The following is a 16,043-nucleotide window of genomic DNA, read 5'->3' on the forward strand; positions in this document are numbered from 1 at the left end:
CTTAATAAAATTACGCCTGCTCTTTTTCATCGTATTTAAACGAGACCAGGAAAATAAACGCGATAACCACCGCAGCGACCGCTGGGATCCACCAGAAGTTCACCCACGCCTGCGGCACGGTCTGCCCTGCCACCAACTGGTTGTACAGCGCGCCGGAAATCTGCGAGCCCAGCAGCATGCCAATCCCGTAGGTGAACATCACCACCATGCTCTGCGCCTGCCCTTTCACCTTTTCCCCGGCAATGCGGTCGGTATAGATAAAGCCCACCACGAAGAAGAAGTCATAGCACACGCCGTGCAGCAGAATGCCGAGGTACAGCAGGAAGCGCGTCTCTTCGTTGATGCCCAGCGCAAAGAACATGTAGCGCACGAACCACGCCAGCATGCCAATGAGCAGCATGTACTTAACCCCCAGTCTGCGGAACAGCAGCGGGATTATCAGCATAAAGACGATTTCCGACATCTGACCAAACGACATCGCCGTGCTGACATCCGCAACGCCCGCATCCGCAAGGAACGATGCGGTATAGGCGTAATAGGTACCCAGCGGGACGGAAATTAGCGTGGCGCAAATAGCAAATACCAGAAAGTGCCGGGTTTTCAGCAGCGCGAAAGCGTCGGCGCAGAACAGATCGCGCAGTTTGAGCGGCTGGCCTTTAGCCGGTGCTGGCGTGTGCGGCAGCGTGAGACTGTAGACCGCAAGTATCACCGAGCAAAGTGCTGCCAAGGTGAAGATACCGGTGGTATCGGAAATGCCCGTCACGCCGATAAAGATCCCGGCGATAATCCAGCCGATGGTGCCGAACACGCGCACTACCGGGAAGGTTTTGTCGATGTTATTCAGGCTGTGGAAAGCAATATTGTTGGTCAGCGCCAACGTTGGCATATAGCAAAGCGTGTAGCCAAACAGCAGCCCAATCAGCAGCGCACCGTTTTCCGCGACCAGCGCCTGCGGGACAAACCATAAGATAGCCGCGCCCATCAGGTGCATCACCGCCATCACCTTTTGCGACGGGAAGAATCTATCGACCAGCATCCCCAGCACGAACGGTGAGAGGATCGAGGCAATCGGCCCCGCCGAGAAGGCGTCGCCGATAAGTAAGGACATATTATGCTGACTCATCACCAGACCAAGCGTGACCGACCAACTCCCCCAGATAAAGAACTGCATAAACATCATCAATGATAGCCGCGGCACCAGCAGCCGGTGCTGTACGCCGCTATTTTCTGAATTTTGCGTTGTAGAGACCATGTTTTCACCCTCAAAGTAATCGATTACAAAAACAGTTCAAGTGAAAAGTAATCGATTACAAAATAAAGATCCCGTGAGTTGTGGTGAATTTGGGAGGGGAGTCACGATTAAAATAATGCCGTGATTATTGGGTAGGAGAGTGAAAGTCAGGCCGCCTCTCAAACGAGATGGCGGCCATTGCCGGATGGCGGCGTTGCCTTTTCCGGCCTACGGTCGGCGTAATCAGGCTTTACGGCATAACATCTTAAATGCCACGTACAGGAACAGCACCCATACCGGCAGCAGGATCGCCGACAAGCGCATGCCGTCCATGGTGCACATCAGCACAAACACCATCAGCAGGAAGGCAATGCAAATATAGTTGCTGGCAGGTGCCCACAGCGCTTTAAATTTCGCTTCGCGTCCCTTACGGCGCAACGCGGCGCGGAATTTGAGGTGCGCCATGCAGATCATTATCCAGTTCAGCAGCAGCGTCGCTACCACCAGCGCCATCAGCAGGCCGAACGCTTTCTGCGGCAGCAGATAGTTCACCAATACCACCAGCGAGGTGATGGTCCCGGAGAGGATCAACGAGTTCACCGGCACGCCACGACGGCTGACTTTGGTTAAAAAGCGCGGCGCGTTGCCCTGCACGGAGAGGCCGAACAGCATACGGCTGTTGGAATAGACGCCGCTGTTATAGACCGATAGTGATGCGACCAAAATGACGAAATTCAGCGCCGATGCTACCAGGTTGCTGTCGAGATTGTGGAAAATCATCACAAATGGGCTGCTATCAGATTTGATCTCAACCCACGGATACAGCGCCAGCAATACAATCAGCGAACCGATATAAAACAGCAGAATACGGTAAACCACCTGGTTTACGGCTTTCGGGATCGACTTTTCCGGGTCGCGCGCTTCCGCCGCCGTGATGCCGATAAGCTCCAGTCCGCCGAAGGAGAACATGATCACCGCCAGCGACAGAATCAACCCCTGCCAGCCGGTGGCAAAGAAGCCATCAAAACGCCAGAGGTTATCGATACCAGCGTGGTCCCCGCCTTTGCCAGACATCAGCATCCAGATACCAAAGCCAATCATGCCGATAATCGCCAGCACTTTGATCAGCGCAAACCAGAATTCAGTTTCCCCATACAGACGCACGTTAACGAGGTTGACGGCGTTAATGAGGATAAAGAAGCCTGCGGCCCATACCCACGTTGGAATGTCCGGCAGCCAATATTGCATATAGATCCCGGCGGCGGTCAGTTCGGCCATGCCTACCAGCACGAACATTACCCAGTAGTTCCAACCAGAAAGAAATCCGGCGAACGGCCCCCAATATTTATAAGCAAAATGAGCAAATGACCCTGATACCGGCTCTTCCACAACCATCTCGCCGAGCAGACGCATGATCATAAAAGCGATAACACCGGCAATCGCGTAACCGAGAACCACAGCCGGGCCTGCCATTTGAATAGCTGGGCCGATACCGAGGAACAGTCCGGTGCCGATAGCACCGCCGAGGGCGATTAATTGAATATGGCGGTTTTGTAACCCGCGGTGAAGCGTCGGGATATTGTCCGACGAGGCATCCGGTTGATTCTGGCTGGATGCTGATGACGCGTTTCTCACGTCTAACCCCTGTTGCATAAATATGAAGGGGCACCTTTTAACACTTAGCGCAGCTTGTCGCAAGGCAATCAGTACCCCGCCCCCAATAACAAAAAACCCCGAAAGCCGTCACTCCCGGGGCGATATCCCTATTATAGCAATGGATTAGAAGTCGTAGCTCACCGACACTTTCAACGTACGTGGCTCGCCCTGGTACAGATAGACCCCGAGGTCATCGACGCCAGACCAGTATTTTTCGTTGGTCACGTTGGTGATCCCTACGCGCCACACCAGATCGTTTTGTTCTTGGTTCAGGTGCATACGGTAGCGCATGCCCAGATCCAGCGTGGTGTAGCTATCTAGCTTCTTGGTATTGGCAGAATCGGCATACTGAGAGCCGGTATGATTCACGCGCGCGGTGGCCGTCAGGCCATCGACCGGTTTGATATCGTACTCCGCGCCCAGCACCGCATAGAAACGAGATACGCCAATGGCATCGTTACCGTCGTTCAGACCGCCTTTGGTTTTGGTCATCTCAGGATCGATCCACAGCGTGCTGCCGTTCAGGCGCAGGCCTAATACCGGCTCGCCAAAGACGTTCAACTCTACGCCGCGGTTGCGCTGTTCGCCGTCCATCCGATAGTACTGGTCGCTATCCAGCACGCCGGAGGGCTTGGTAATCTGGAACAGCGACAGTGAGCCGCCCACGCGCTGATAGTCAATTTTCACCCCCACTTCATCCTGCTTAGAGTGGGCAATCCCGATGCTCTGACCAAAGTTTTTCGCCGTACTCGGCGCGTTGCTCGCAGGCTGCAGCGCTTCGGTATGGTTAGCGTACAGTGAAAGCGTTTCCCACGGCTTGTAGACTAGGCCAAAGGTTGGCATCCAGCGGCTTTCGGTAAAGCTTGAGGTCGTGGTTTCCAGACCGGTGCTATTGCTGTAGTTACGGATAACCACTTTTTGATTGCGGGCAGCGGCGGTGAACAGCAGCGAGTCATCAAAGAAGCCTAAGGTGTCGCTGAACAGCCAGCCCTGAGTACGGTTACGCGCGGTGGTCAGCGGGTCGTGGTAGTTGCCGCCCGTAGAGGCGTAATTCGGCATGGTAACGCCGTTATTATTGTAGATATTGGTGGTTGGGTTTGTCTTGCTATTAGACATGCGCCAAGCGGTCGCATCGCTGCGGACCTGCGCCGAATAGCCAATGTTTACCTTATGGGAAACAACGCCGGTAGCAAAGTTGCCACGAATACCGCCCATGCCGCTGAAGCTATCGATAATACGGTTGGTATCCAAACGCCCTACGGTGGCATCACCGTTGATATTCGTCAGCTTAGGCGTGGCATAGATCCCCTCTTCGTGTGCGTGCTGCGCACCGAGTCCGGCATAAGTGGTCCAGCTATCGGTCAGATCGTATTCCGCTTTTACCATGCCGAATTCGTTCTCAATATTGCTGTAGCCCCATTTTTGGCCAGTGCTTTTGGTGTTGCTCGGTACGTCAGGGACTTCGCTAATCGCCGCGAATCCCACGCCCATCTCGCCGCCGTGGAAGGTTTTTTTCTGGTAGCCAAAATCGAATGAGGAACGGAAACGATCGCCACGGTAGTCGAGGCCCAATGAAGCCAGCGTGGTGCGACGCTTGTCATTTTCAATGCGTGTTTCCCCTTCGCGGTGTAGCACATTCACGCGGGCGCCCCACTGGTTGTCATCACCAAAACGACGCCCCACATCCAGCGAACCACCAACCTGCGAGTCACCGGTGTAGTCCACGCCAATACGCGTCGTCGGGATATCTTCCGCGCGTTTCGGCTCAAGGTTTATCATTCCGCCCACGCCGGAACTGGCCGCACCGTTCACCAGCGCGTTTGCGCCTTTAAAGACTTCAACACGTTCTAGCATCTGGGTATCGACCACCTGGCGCGGCACAACGCCCGAGAGCCCGCCCATGGTCATATCATCGCCATCGAGTTTAAAGCCACGGATGCGGTAGGTTTCGGCGAAGTTACCGTAGCCCTGTACCGCCTGCACACCAGCATCGTTTTTAACCACATCGGCTATTGTTTTGGCCTGCTGGTCCTGCACCAGCTGTGAGGTGTAACCGATGACGTTGAACGGCACGTCCATCGCCTTTTGTTCGCCCAGCATCCCGAGCCGTCCACCGTGAGCAATCTGCCCATCGAGATAGGCTGGAACCAGCTCTTCACCACCGGGGGTAAAGCTACTGCCAACGCCCTGTACTACCATGGTTTCAGGCTGATTTGGGCTCGCGGTAACAGTATTGGTTGTGGCAGCGTTCGCGGCAGGAACAACGGCGCTTATCGCCAATGCCAGCGCGGAGAGTTTTGCATTCATGAGAAGATCCCTGGTATCAATAAAAAAATTCACCAGTGCTGTCAGCAGGTTATCGTGACCTCACGCCTCAGAACCCCCTGTGATAAATGCTCACCGATTGCTGAGTCTGCCGTATCAAACTAGTGAATAAAAAAGAGACTGAGAACTATACTCATTATCGTTGCGCGATCAAGGCAAAATGAATGAAACATAAGCGGATAACCTTATTAATTACATGGCGTTATTTTGCTTGTTTGCATAAAAAATGGCGCTGCGCGTGGCTGCCTGACGCATAATTCCCCTAACCGGTAAAATTAAGGGGCGCGTGTGCTGCTCAAAATTATTCTCACGATGGTCGCTTTTGCGGCCAATTCACTCCTGTGTCGGCTGGCGCTGAAAGGGCTGCATATGGACGCCATCTCTTTTAGCAGCCTGCGTCTTTTAAGCGGGGCTGTGGCGCTGTTTTTATTGCTACAGCTGCCGGGCATAAGAAAAAAGCCGGAATTTAATCTCCTTAACGCGATGCTGCTGGCGCTGTACGTTTTCGCCTTTTCACTGGCCTATCTGTCGCTTACCACCGCAGCGGGCGCACTGCTGCTGTTTGGCACCGTACAGGTGGTGATGACGGTTTGGGGATTGGCGCACGGCGAGCGGCTCACGTGGCTTAAGAGTCTTGGCATGTTGATGGCAATGGGTGGATTGGCGCTACTGCTGTTACCCGGTGCGGGGCATCCTTCCGGCGGCGCGGCGCTGCTGATGATGATTTCTGGTTTCGCATGGGCGATGTACTGTATTACCGGGAAAAAAGTCCAAAATGCCGCCGCTGCGACGGCTGGGAATTTTATTCTCGCGGTCCCACTGGCGCTGCTGGTTTTAGCCGTCAGCGGTATGCACATTCAGGCCGATGCGTTTGGTGTTGCGCTGGCGGTCACTTCCGGCGCACTGATGTCCGGCGCGGCCTATTTGCTCTGGTACGCCCTGCTACCCCATCTCAGCCCAACCACCGCCAGCACCCTGCAGCTAAGCGTGCCTTGCCTAGCGGCTTTAGGTGGCCTGCTGTTTATGGGGGAAGCGATTGACGGCAGAATGCTGCTGGCGATTGTAATAACGCTTACCGGGATAGGGCTAGTGATTGCGGCGGATTATCAACGTCGTACAAGAAAGTGATCTCGCCGGCCCCTTTCATCAGGGGCACGCGCTGCGCCAAAGCGCAGGCAGTTCGGCAAGCGTCGCGTCAATAATCCTGCGTTTGTCATTTCCCGGCTGCCAGATGGTCACCATGGTCTGGCTAATTCCGCTATTGCCCACCACCGTTGGGATAGCGACGACATTGTGCCAGCTTTCCGCCTGAAAATGGGTGGGCAAAAAGCCCCATCCACAGCCCGCTTCCATCAAACTGCGCAGCATCTCTCGCTCATTGGTAAAGATGATGTTGCCAGCAATTTGCAGACGTCGCGATACCGGCACATCGGATACCGCATGCATAACAATCTGCGGAGTCAGGGAAAGCGAGAGCAGCGAGCATGGCATGGAGACATCGGTAAAAAGCGTGCGAGCGGCATAAAAATCCATTTCAATCGTCCCTAACGCCCGCCACTCCATTTCGTTACCGATACTGCGGTTGTTCGCCTGGTAAAAACCGAGATCGGCCTGCCCTTGCGCCAGCGCAAGCTCCCCCTGTTCACGCGGCATACAGGTCATACTGAGACGAATACGCCGCTGTGCCATAAAGGCAATCAAGCCATAAATAAATCCACGCGGGGTAAAGGTGTCGTAGACAACGCTCAGTTCTTGGACCTCATTCGCCGGTACCTGATGGGCAAACTGCTCAAATGCCCGCGCCTGCCGTATCAATAAATGTGCCTGACGGTGCAGCAGTTCCCCCTCCACCGTCAGCTGAAGCGATCGTCCTTCGCGGACAAACAGCGCATAGCCCAAGCCGTCTTCCAGCAGATCGATAAGATCGCGCAGCGTAGTGCGATCTTTGCCTAATTTAGCGGCGGCCTTCACGAGACTGGTGCACTCGGCCACGGCGGTAAAAGCTTCTAATTGCGCAAGTGAATAGGACAATGATGGCAAAACGATCTCCAGCCAATATGCGGGGGTTTTTCCCCCATTAAGCGTTTTTTATTATAGGTCGTCGATTTTTATACTGCCTGTATCCCGAACCTTCAGGGTAACGAACCAGTGAGTTTACATTTAAATCGAGAACACTATGAATAATAACCAAAAAATATCATCTGCGAAGTATTGTCTTGTGGCGAGTTTGATGGCTAGCGCTCTGCTTTCTTCCCCGGCCATTGCCGCCTGTAAAGGCACCGAGTTGACCTCCTGTCCCGCGCCTTTTGATAACACATTGCCGAATACCCAAAAAATGTTGACCTGGAGCCAAGCCGAGCGGGTGATTGGTTTTCGTAATGATTATCGTAACTATCAGGGCGATGTTTTCCACCACGGCAAGGCAACGCCGCTGGAGGCTGCCGATAAACCCCTTCGCCAGGCGAGCTATCAGGTTAACGGCCAGCGGTGGAATTTGCAGGATTACATCAAGCGACAGAATGTCAGCGGCATGCTGGTGCTAAAAAACGGTAAAGTGGCATGGAAATACCTCGGCGAAGGCAATACCGATACCACGCTGTGGACTTCCCGTTCAGTTGGAAAATCAGTGGTCTCTGTGCTGGTTGGTGCCGCAATCCAAGAAGGCAAGATTCATTCCTTAGACGACCTCGTCACCCAGTATGAACCGGATCTCAAAGGCACGGCCTGGGACGGCGTGACCTTAAAGCAGCTCATCCAACACACCTCCGGCGTGGCGTGGAGCGAAGACTACACCAATCCGCAGTCAGACTTCGCCAAACTGACCCAGTGCGAGGCGCATCCCGGCACTTATGACTGCGTCCGCGCGCTCGTTTCCGGCCTGAAACGCACACATCCAGCCGGTGAGGTTTGGTCTTATTCCTCCGGTGGTGCATGGCTGTTAGGCGACGTTTTGGAGCGCGCAACGGGCATGACGTTAGCTCACTACCTCGAAAAGACTATCTGGCAACCGTACGGCATGGCGAATGACGGCGTATGGCATGCGTACGCTAAAGATCAACATGACGTTGGCGCACACGGTTTTAACGCCACGCTAGAAGACTGGGGACGCTTTGGTGAGTTCGTGATGCACGAAGGTCGTCTCGCGGATGGCACCCAGATACTTCCAAAGGATTGGGTTAGCCAATCGGCAAACTGGAATACGGCAAAAAAATCGGTTTCTGCCGCGCACCCTAAGGGCATTTACGGCTATCAGTGGTGGAACAACGAAGTGCCGGTTAACGCAAAAAACGTCATCCCTGAACAAAAAGACACGCTCAAAGGCTCTATGTGGGCACTGGGTATTTTTGGACAGATGATCATGGTTAACCGTGCGGAAAATTTGGTGATAGTGCAATGGTCAACATGGCCACAGGCAGAGCCATCTTTCAGCGCTCAACCGCTTGAAGCATCACTGATGTTTAGTGCCATCGCCAACGCACTGCGCTAAACACAGCCAGCGTCATCAGGGATGGAGACCCTGATGACGCCGTTTTGCGTCTGGCGTTACGCTTTCGCTTCTACCGCCACGTACATCTCAATATCCCAGTAGCCGTCTTCGGCACCGTTATTACGGTAAATTTCGAAACAGGGCTTCGGGGCAATCTGGTGACTTTCGTCCTTCAGCAGGCTGTCAAAGAATTGATACCAAGGCGTGGCGAAATCATGATTCTCAACGCGTGCCAATGCGACAGCATATAAGCCGCCTGCCACTTCCGAGGTCATCACACCTTCGCTGTTCGGCGGCACAACAAAATCATCTGCCACCGACACCACCGTATCGCAGCGCAGCTTTTCCGCCGGCACTTCATCAGGATTGTCGTAATAAACGGCGAGCCACTCCTGAGCGGGAATTTGCTGGCCATCCACCCACATCATAAGCTGCTCAAAACCTTGTTTTACCGTCTGTTCCCACGGCCCAACCATATGAAAACCGGCTATTTTGCGCGACTTAACCTGCTTAACCTCGTAGTCCATACTGCCTCCGTTAACATACTGTAATTACATACAGTGTAATTCACATTTTGCCATTAAGACAAACGGAGCGTGGGCAATATGTGAGCAGATTCGCACTCTTATTCAGAGCGTAGTGAGGGCAGCAATATTGAGATTGGCGGAGAAAATGGTGCGCCCTGCAGGATTCGAACCTGCGGCCCACGACTTAGAAGGTCGTTGCTCTATCCAACTGAGCTAAGGGCGCACTGGGGAAGTCAAAACTTCTTGATAGGGTGAAGCGCGTGGAATTATACGGTCACTAGCAGGTGAGTCAATCCATTTCCGCATGAAACCTGCGTTGAACGCAGCAGTGGATAAAGTGCCACCAACAATCGCTCAACAGTTGGGCAAAATCACTTTCCGCTGAAAACACGCAAACGATAACTGACAGCGAGCCTCGCATCTGACAAAATATATACATCCCCCCTTCGTTAATGACAGATGGAATATTTCCCCTGATGGCAGCAAAGATTATTGACGGTAAAACGATTGCGCAGCAGGTGCGCTCTGAGGTTGCGGAAAAAGTGAAGGCGCGAGTTGCGGCCGGAAAACGCGCCCCTGGGCTGGCCGTTGTGTTGGTTGGTAGCAACCCCGCATCGCAAATTTATGTCGGCAGCAAGCGTAAAGCCTGCGAAGAGGTGGGTTTCATCTCCCGCTCCTACGATCTGCCGGAAACCACCAGCGAAGCTGAACTGCTGACGCTGATTGATACCCTGAATGCCGATGCCACTATCGACGGCATTCTGGTGCAGCTCCCGCTGCCTGCGGGCATCGATAACGTGAAGGTATTGGAACGTATCGATCCAGACAAAGACGTAGACGGATTCCATCCGTACAACGTAGGTCGTCTGTGCCAGCGTGCGCCGCGCCTGCGTCCGTGCACACCGCGCGGCATCGTTACGCTGCTTGAGCGCTACAACATCGATACCTACGGTCTGAACGCCGTGGTCATTGGCGCCTCTAACATCGTTGGCCGCCCGATGAGCATGGAGCTGCTGCTGGCTGGCTGCACCACCACCGTCACCCACCGTTTCACCAAGAACCTACGCCACCACGTTGAAAACGCCGATCTGCTGATCGTCGCGGTCGGCAAGCCTGGTTTTATTCCGGGTGAGTGGATCAAAGAAGGTGCCATCGTGATTGATGTCGGGATTAATCGTCTCGAAAGCGGTAAAGTAGTCGGCGATGTGGTGTTTGAAGAAGCCGCGGCTCGCGCATCTTACATCACGCCGGTACCGGGCGGCGTAGGTCCAATGACCGTCGCAACCCTGATTGAAAACACCCTACAGGCTTGTGAAGAGTATCACGACGTGGAGAAGGCATAAGATGGCAACATTTTCTTTGGGTAAGCATCCGCATGTGGAACTCTGTGACTTACTGAAACTGGAAGGCTGGAGCGAAAGCGGCGCGCAGGCGAAAATCGCCATTGCCGATGGTCTGGTCAACGTTGACGGCGCGGTAGAAACCCGCAAACGCTGCAAAATTGTCGCCGGACAGACCGTCAGCTTTGAAGGTCAGAGCGTAACCGTCACAGCGTAAGCCTCACGGCAGCAGTACGATGACCCGGCGAAGCAGTGCAACGCCGGGTTTTTATTGCCGAAAATTCAGAATATCCCCCTGCTGCATTGCCACCGTTTTGCGCTGATACTTTGTTTTTATTTTTCGCTAACGGACCATCGATGCCAACCATTATCACCCACGCTGCCGTCCCACTATGCCTTGGCTTAGGGCTCGGCACGCGCGTTATTCCCCCTCGCCTACTCTTCGCAGGCGTGGTGCTCGCAATGCTACCCGATGCCGATGTGCTCGCCTTCAAATTCGGCATCGCCTACGGCAATATCTTTGGCCATCGCGGTTTTACCCACTCGCTGCTGTTTGCCTTTGTTGTGCCACTGCTGTGCGTAATGATTGGCCGACGATGGTTTAAAGCCGGGCTGATTCGTTGCTGGTTATTTTTGACGGTTTCGCTGCTTTCACACAGCCTGCTGGACTCCATCACCACCGGCGGCAAGGGCGTCGGTTGGCTGTGGCCATGGTCAGATGAACGGTTCTTTGCGCCGTGGCAGGTGATTAAGGTCGCGCCGTTCGCGCTCTCTCGCTACGCCACGCCGTACGGGCATCAGGTGATTATTTCGGAATTGATGTGGGTATGGCTACCGGGAGCCGTAATGATGGGTGTGCTGTGGTGGTATAGACGTCATTAATCTTGCCTGATGGCGCTACGCTTATTCGGCCTACCGATCATTCCATCGTAGGCCGGATAAGGCGTAAGCCGCCATCCGGCAATATAGAGCGTTACTTACGGCGCCAGGTCGTGCCCTGTGCGCCATCTTCCAGCACGATGCCCATCTCATTGAGACGGTCACGCGCGGCGTCAGCGGCAGCCCAATCTTTCGCTTTACGCGCATCCAAACGCTGTTGGATCAGCGATTCGATTTCCGCTACTTCGCCGTCATCAGCCTGCGCGCCGCTTTGCAGGAAAGTTTCAGGCTCCTGTTCCAGCAGACCCAGTACCGATGCAAGCTTACGCATATGCGAAGCCAGCGCGTTCGCCGCATTCGCATCTTCGGTCTTCAGGCGGTTCACTTCACGAGCCATGTCAAACAGCGCGGAATAGGCTTCCGGGGTGTTGAAATCATCGTCCATCGCTTCAATGAAACGCGCTTCAAACGCTTCGCCGCCCGCAGCCGCCACGGATTTGTCGGTACCACGCAGCGCGGTGTACAGACGTTCCAGCGCCGAGCGTGCCTGTTTTAAGTTCTCTTCGCTGTAGTTGAGCTGGCTGCGATAGTGGCCGGACATCAGGAAGTAACGGATGGTTTCAGCATCGTAATACTTCAGCACGTCACGCACGGTAAAGAAGTTACCCAGCGATTTCGACATCTTCTCGCGGTCAACCATCACCATACCGGAGTGCATCCAGTAGTTAACGTATTCACCATCGTGCGCGCAGGTAGACTGGGCGATTTCGTTTTCATGGTGTGGGAACATCAGATCCGAACCGCCGCCGTGAATATCGAAATGGTTGCCCAGCTGTTTGCAATTCATCGCAGAACATTCAATGTGCCAGCCTGGACGACCCGCGCCCCACGGAGACGGCCAGCTTGGTTCGCCCTCTTTCGACATTTTCCACAGCACGAAGTCCATCGGGTTACGCTTAACGTCAACTACGTCAACGCGGGCACCGGCTTGGAGCTGATCCAAGTCCTGGCGCGACAGCTTGCCGTAATCCACATCGGTTGGGACATCAAACATGACGTCGCCGTTATCCGCCACGTAAGCGTGGCCTTTGGCAATCAGCTGTTCGGTGATCTCAATGATCTCCGCAATATGGTGCGTTGCGCGCGGTTCGTTGTCCGGGCGCAGAATGTTCAGCGCATCGAAATCTTTGTGCATCTCAACGATCATGCGGTCAACTAACGCGACAAAGCTCTCGCCGTTTTCGTTTGCGCGTTTAATGATTTTGTCGTCAATATCGGTGATGTTACGCACATATTTAAGCTTATAGCCCAGGAAACGCAGGTAGCGCGCCACCACGTCAAAAGAGACAAAAGTACGGCCATGGCCAATATGACAGAGATCGTAAACGGTGATACCACACACGTACATGCCGACTTCACCGGCGTGAATAGGCTTAAATTCCTCTTTTTGGCGCGTCATTGTGTTGAAGATTTTTAGCATCGAGAATTCCATGTTTACGTGTGTGAACCGGGCTTTCGCCTGAAACGGCATATTCTACCCGTAATTCAACCCGGAAGCAGCACACAATGCAAGGTGATCGCGTCGTCCGGTTATGCTATAACAGGCACCTATATGCCGCTAAATTGCGGGCTAAAGCACTACTCTAAACGGAACAGGATGCAGAAATGGTTACTTTCCACACTAATCACGGCGATATCGTCATCAAAACCTTCGACGATAAAGCGCCGGAAACAGTCAAAAACTTCCTGGACTACTGCCGCGAAGGTTTCTACAACAACACCATCTTCCACCGTGTCATCAACGGTTTTATGATTCAGGGCGGCGGCTTTGAGCCAGGCATGAATCAAAAAGAAACCAAAGAAGCGATCAAAAACGAAGCCAACAACGGTCTGAAAAACACCCGTGGCACTCTGGCAATGGCGCGTACTCAGGCTCCTCACTCCGCTACTGCACAGTTCTTCATCAACGTCGCCGATAACGACTTCCTGAACTTCTCCGGCGAAAGCCTGCAGGGTTGGGGCTACTGTGTCTTCGCTGAAGTGGCTGAAGGTATGGACGTTGTCGACAAGATCAAAGGCGTTTCTACCGGCCGTAGCGGTATGCACCAAGACGTTCCAAAAGAAGACGTTATTATTCAAAGCGTGACCGTCAGCGAGTAATTGGTGGCGACACTCTTTATTGCAGACCTTCATCTGCAAACAGAAGAACCGGCGATTACCGCCGGTTTTCTGCGTTTTTTAGCCGGTGAAGCCCGTACGGCCGATGCGCTGTACATTTTAGGCGACCTGTTTGAAGCGTGGATTGGCGACGACGATCCCAACCCACTGCACCGTGAAATCGCTTCTGCAATCAAATCGTTAGTGGATTCCGGGGTACCCTGTTATTTCATTCATGGCAACCGCGATTTCCTGATAGGCCGACGCTTTGCGCGCGACAGCGGCATGCAGCTTCTGTCTGAAGAAAAGGTGCTCAATCTCTACGGCCGCCGCGTGCTGATTATGCATGGCGACACCCTGTGCACCGACGACCCGGGTTATTTAGCGTTTCGCGCTAAAGTCCACACGCCGTGGATCCAAAAACTGTTCCTCGCCCTGCCGCTGTGTATCCGCCGCCGCATTGCGCAGAAAATGCGTAACGACAGCAAGGCCGCAAACCGCAGCAAGTCGATGGAGATCATGGACGTAAACCCGCAGGCAGTCAGTGCGGTCATGGAAAAACATCAGGTGCAGTGGCTGATTCACGGCCATACCCATCGCCCGGATATCCATACCCTCGACGCCAATGGCGAAACGGCACATCGTGTGGTGCTAGGCGCTTGGCATGACCACGGCTCAATGGTGAAAGTCAGCGAAGAAGACGTGGAGCTAATCCCCTTCCCGTTTTAAATTCTCCACTTAATTCGCCTATTCAATGGCGACGCAACCGTTTTCCTTGCCCATTTTCCGTGTTATTCTCTGTGGCCTCTAAGTCGTGTGCAGCACACCCACAGGAGTTTTCAGACGCATGTCTTCGCGCAATAATCCGGTACGTATCGCCATCGTGATGGGGTCCAAAAGCGACTGGGCTACCATGCAGTTCACCGCAGAAATCCTCGATATTCTGAATGTTCCTCACCATGTTGAAGTGGTTTCCGCCCACCGCACCCCCGATAAACTATTCAGCTTTGCCGAAGACGCCGAAAGCAACGGTTATCAGGTGATTATTGCCGGTGCCGGTGGTGCTGCGCATTTACCCGGTATGATTGCGGCAAAAACCCTGGTTCCCGTGCTGGGTGTTCCAGTACAGAGCGCAGCACTAAGTGGCGTCGATAGCCTGTATTCCATCGTACAGATGCCGCGCGGTATCCCAGTGGGCACGCTGGCTATTGGTAAAGCGGGTGCTGCCAACGCAGCATTACTCGCCGCGCAGATCCTGGCACAGCACGATACCGAACTGCATCAGCGCCTTGCCGACTGGCGTAAAGCGCAAACCGATGAAGTGCTGGATAATCCCGATCCGCGAGGTGCGGCATGAAGCAGGTTTGCGTACTGGGCAACGGCCAGCTTGGCCGGATGCTACGCCAGGCCGGTGAACCGCTAGGGATTACCGTCTGGCCGGTAGGCTTAGAAGCCGATCCAGCCGCCGTGCCGTTTCAGCAAAGCGTTATTACCGCCGAGATTGAACGCTGGCCGGAAACCGCGCTGACCCGCGAACTGGCTGAGCACAAAGCCTTCGTCAACCGCGACGTTTTTCCGATTATTGCCGATCGTCTGACGCAAAAGCAGCTGTTCGATAAGCTCGAACTGGCGACCGCGCCGTGGCAGCTGCTGGCTAGCGCCGGTGAATGGCCTGGGGTATTTGACCGCTTGGGCGAGCTGGCGATCGTTAAGCGCCGCACGGGTGGCTACGACGGTCGCGGTCAGTGGCGTCTGCGCAAAGATGAAACCGCGCAGCTGCCGGATGATTGCTATGGTGAATGCATCGTCGAACAGGGCATTAACTTCTCCGGTGAAGTGTCGCTGGTAGGGGCCCGCGCCCACGACGGCAGCACCGTGTTTTATCCGCTGACACACAACCTGCATCAGGATGGCATTCTGCGCATGAGCGTGGCCTTCCCGCAGGCGGATGCCAAGCAGCAGGCGCAGGCGGAAGCAATGCTTTCCGCCATTATGCAAGAGCTGAACTACGTTGGCGTCATGGCGATGGAGTGCTTCATCACCCCTGCCGGTCTGTTGATTAATGAACTGGCCCCGCGCGTGCATAACAGCGGCCACTGGACGCAGAACGGCGCATCCATCAGCCAGTTCGAACTGCATCTGCGCGCAATCACCGACCTGCCGCTACCGCCGCCGGTAGTCAACAGCCCTTCAGTGATGGTCAACCTCATTGGTAGCGACCTGAACTATGACTGGCTGAAGCTGCCGCTGGTGCATCTGCACTGGTACGATAAAGCTGTTCGCGCGGGTCGCAAAGTTGGTCACCTGAACCTTAACGACAGCGATGCGGGCCGCCTCAGCGCCACGCTGGAAGCACTGGTTCCACTGCTGCCAGCCGACTACGCCAGTGGAATTGCCTGGGCACAGGCTCGCTTGAAATAAAGCTTTAACACCGGGGAACG

Annotated in this window: 15 protein-coding genes and 1 tRNA gene; 9 read left to right on the top strand and 7 right to left on the bottom strand. The window is 54.3% G+C overall.

Annotated features, from left to right (window positions below; all coding sequences use genetic code 11):
- Nucleotides 1–10 precede the first annotated feature (10 nt).
- From AB4K05_RS05190 to AB4K05_RS05200, 3 genes are all read right to left on the bottom strand, one after another.
- Entirely contained in the window at nt 11–1,252 is a 1,242-nt protein-coding gene (locus AB4K05_RS05190) for an MFS transporter (protein ID WP_368478930.1), read from the bottom strand.
- A 222-nt stretch (nt 1,253–1,474) separates the two neighbouring features.
- Nucleotides 1,475–2,866, bottom strand: coding sequence for a phenylalanine transporter (gene pheP, locus AB4K05_RS05195; RefSeq protein ID WP_368478931.1), 1,392 nt, complete (start codon nt 2,864–2,866; stop codon nt 1,475–1,477).
- Nucleotides 2,867–3,010: 144 nt separating this feature from the next.
- Nucleotides 3,011–5,194 carry a TonB-dependent receptor gene (locus tag AB4K05_RS05200; RefSeq protein ID WP_368478932.1) on the bottom strand — a complete coding sequence of 728 codons (2,184 nt, stop codon included), beginning with the start codon at nt 5,192–5,194 and terminating at the stop codon, nt 3,011–3,013.
- 306 nt (nt 5,195–5,500) lie between these two features.
- On the opposite strand from AB4K05_RS05200, the gene AB4K05_RS05205 reads away from it, so the two are divergent.
- Nucleotides 5,501–6,340, top strand: coding sequence for a DMT family transporter (locus AB4K05_RS05205; protein ID WP_368478933.1), 840 nt, complete (start codon nt 5,501–5,503; stop codon nt 6,338–6,340).
- An 18-nt stretch (nt 6,341–6,358) separates the two neighbouring features.
- Here AB4K05_RS05205 and AB4K05_RS05210 read toward each other — a convergent pair whose 3' ends face one another.
- A complete protein-coding gene (locus AB4K05_RS05210; RefSeq protein WP_368478934.1) occupies nt 6,359–7,252 on the bottom strand; it encodes a LysR family transcriptional regulator in 894 nt (297 codons plus the stop codon).
- A 190-nt stretch (nt 7,253–7,442) separates the two neighbouring features.
- On the opposite strand from AB4K05_RS05210, the gene AB4K05_RS05215 reads away from it, so the two are divergent.
- Entirely contained in the window at nt 7,443–8,699 is a 1,257-nt protein-coding gene (locus AB4K05_RS05215) for a serine hydrolase domain-containing protein (protein WP_368478935.1), read from the top strand.
- A 56-nt stretch (nt 8,700–8,755) separates the two neighbouring features.
- Here the strand turns inward: AB4K05_RS05215 and sbmC are convergent, their stop codons facing one another.
- Nucleotides 8,756–9,226 carry a DNA gyrase inhibitor SbmC gene (gene sbmC, locus AB4K05_RS05220; RefSeq protein ID WP_368478936.1) on the bottom strand — a complete coding sequence of 157 codons (471 nt, stop codon included), beginning with the start codon at nt 9,224–9,226 and terminating at the stop codon, nt 8,756–8,758.
- Between the two features lie 146 nt (nt 9,227–9,372).
- Nucleotides 9,373–9,449, bottom strand: a tRNA-Arg gene (locus AB4K05_RS05225).
- 253 nt (nt 9,450–9,702) lie between these two features.
- Between AB4K05_RS05225 and folD the strand changes: the two genes are divergently transcribed.
- From folD to AB4K05_RS05240, 3 genes are all read left to right on the top strand, one after another.
- Nucleotides 9,703–10,569 (top strand): bifunctional methylenetetrahydrofolate dehydrogenase/methenyltetrahydrofolate cyclohydrolase FolD, encoded by an 867-nt coding sequence (gene folD / locus AB4K05_RS05230; RefSeq protein WP_368478937.1) that lies wholly within the window; start codon nt 9,703–9,705, stop codon nt 10,567–10,569.
- Nucleotide 10,570: 1 nt separating this feature from the next.
- Nucleotides 10,571–10,783, top strand: coding sequence for a ribosome-associated protein YbcJ (gene ybcJ / locus AB4K05_RS05235; RefSeq protein ID WP_185667069.1), 213 nt, complete (start codon nt 10,571–10,573; stop codon nt 10,781–10,783).
- A 140-nt stretch (nt 10,784–10,923) separates the two neighbouring features.
- Nucleotides 10,924–11,448 (top strand): metal-dependent hydrolase, encoded by a 525-nt coding sequence (locus AB4K05_RS05240; RefSeq protein ID WP_368478938.1) that lies wholly within the window; start codon nt 10,924–10,926, stop codon nt 11,446–11,448.
- Nucleotides 11,449–11,539: 91 nt separating this feature from the next.
- Here the strand turns inward: AB4K05_RS05240 and cysS are convergent, their stop codons facing one another.
- Nucleotides 11,540–12,925, bottom strand: a complete 1,386-nt coding sequence (gene cysS, locus AB4K05_RS05245) for a cysteine--tRNA ligase (RefSeq protein ID WP_368478939.1) — start codon at nt 12,923–12,925, stop codon at nt 11,540–11,542.
- A 185-nt stretch (nt 12,926–13,110) separates the two neighbouring features.
- On the opposite strand from cysS, the gene ppiB reads away from it, so the two are divergent.
- The 4 genes from ppiB (at nt 13,111) to purK (ending at nt 16,023) form a co-directional block, all read left to right on the top strand.
- The gene (gene ppiB, locus AB4K05_RS05250) at nt 13,111–13,605 is read left to right on the top strand and encodes a peptidylprolyl isomerase B (RefSeq protein WP_368478940.1); all 495 of its coding nucleotides are present in this window, start codon (nt 13,111–13,113) and stop codon (nt 13,603–13,605) included.
- A 3-nt stretch (nt 13,606–13,608) separates the two neighbouring features.
- Nucleotides 13,609–14,331: a UDP-2,3-diacylglucosamine diphosphatase gene (gene lpxH, locus AB4K05_RS05255; protein ID WP_368478941.1), complete on the top strand. Its 723-nt coding sequence runs from the start codon at nt 13,609–13,611 to the stop codon at nt 14,329–14,331.
- Between the two features lie 118 nt (nt 14,332–14,449).
- Nucleotides 14,450–14,959, top strand: coding sequence for a 5-(carboxyamino)imidazole ribonucleotide mutase (gene purE / locus AB4K05_RS05260; RefSeq protein ID WP_368478942.1), 510 nt, complete (start codon nt 14,450–14,452; stop codon nt 14,957–14,959).
- Nucleotides 14,956–16,023 (top strand): 5-(carboxyamino)imidazole ribonucleotide synthase, encoded by a 1,068-nt coding sequence (gene purK / locus AB4K05_RS05265; RefSeq protein WP_368478943.1) that lies wholly within the window; start codon nt 14,956–14,958, stop codon nt 16,021–16,023. The genes purE and purK overlap by 4 nt, the downstream gene beginning before the upstream one ends.
- The last annotated feature ends 20 nt before the right edge of the window (nt 16,024–16,043 follow it).

Source organism: Kluyvera sp. STS39-E (assembly GCF_040932435.1).
GTDB lineage: Bacteria > Pseudomonadota > Gammaproteobacteria > Enterobacterales > Enterobacteriaceae > Kluyvera.

Bases quoted from the DNA above. Each gene is read 5' to 3' on its own strand.
- AB4K05_RS05190 (WP_368478930.1), bottom strand. From the start codon at position 1,252: ATGGTCTCTACAACGCAAAATTCAGAAAATAGCGGCGTACAGCACCGG.
- folD (WP_368478937.1), top strand. From the start codon at position 9,703: ATGGCAGCAAAGATTATTGACGGTAAAACGATTGCGCAGCAGGTGCGC.
- AB4K05_RS05240 (WP_368478938.1), top strand. From the start codon at position 10,924: ATGCCAACCATTATCACCCACGCTGCCGTCCCACTATGCCTTGGCTTA.
- purE (WP_368478942.1), top strand. From the start codon at position 14,450: ATGTCTTCGCGCAATAATCCGGTACGTATCGCCATCGTGATGGGGTCC.
- ppiB (WP_368478940.1), top strand. From the start codon at position 13,111: ATGGTTACTTTCCACACTAATCACGGCGATATCGTCATCAAAACCTTC.
- sbmC (WP_368478936.1), bottom strand. From the start codon at position 9,226: ATGGACTACGAGGTTAAGCAGGTTAAGTCGCGCAAAATAGCCGGTTTT.
- purK (WP_368478943.1), top strand. From the start codon at position 14,956: ATGAAGCAGGTTTGCGTACTGGGCAACGGCCAGCTTGGCCGGATGCTA.
- ybcJ (WP_185667069.1), top strand. From the start codon at position 10,571: ATGGCAACATTTTCTTTGGGTAAGCATCCGCATGTGGAACTCTGTGAC.
- AB4K05_RS05200 (WP_368478932.1), bottom strand. From the start codon at position 5,194: ATGAATGCAAAACTCTCCGCGCTGGCATTGGCGATAAGCGCCGTTGTT.
- AB4K05_RS05215 (WP_368478935.1), top strand. From the start codon at position 7,443: ATGGCTAGCGCTCTGCTTTCTTCCCCGGCCATTGCCGCCTGTAAAGGC.
- cysS (WP_368478939.1), bottom strand. From the start codon at position 12,925: ATGCTAAAAATCTTCAACACAATGACGCGCCAAAAAGAGGAATTTAAG.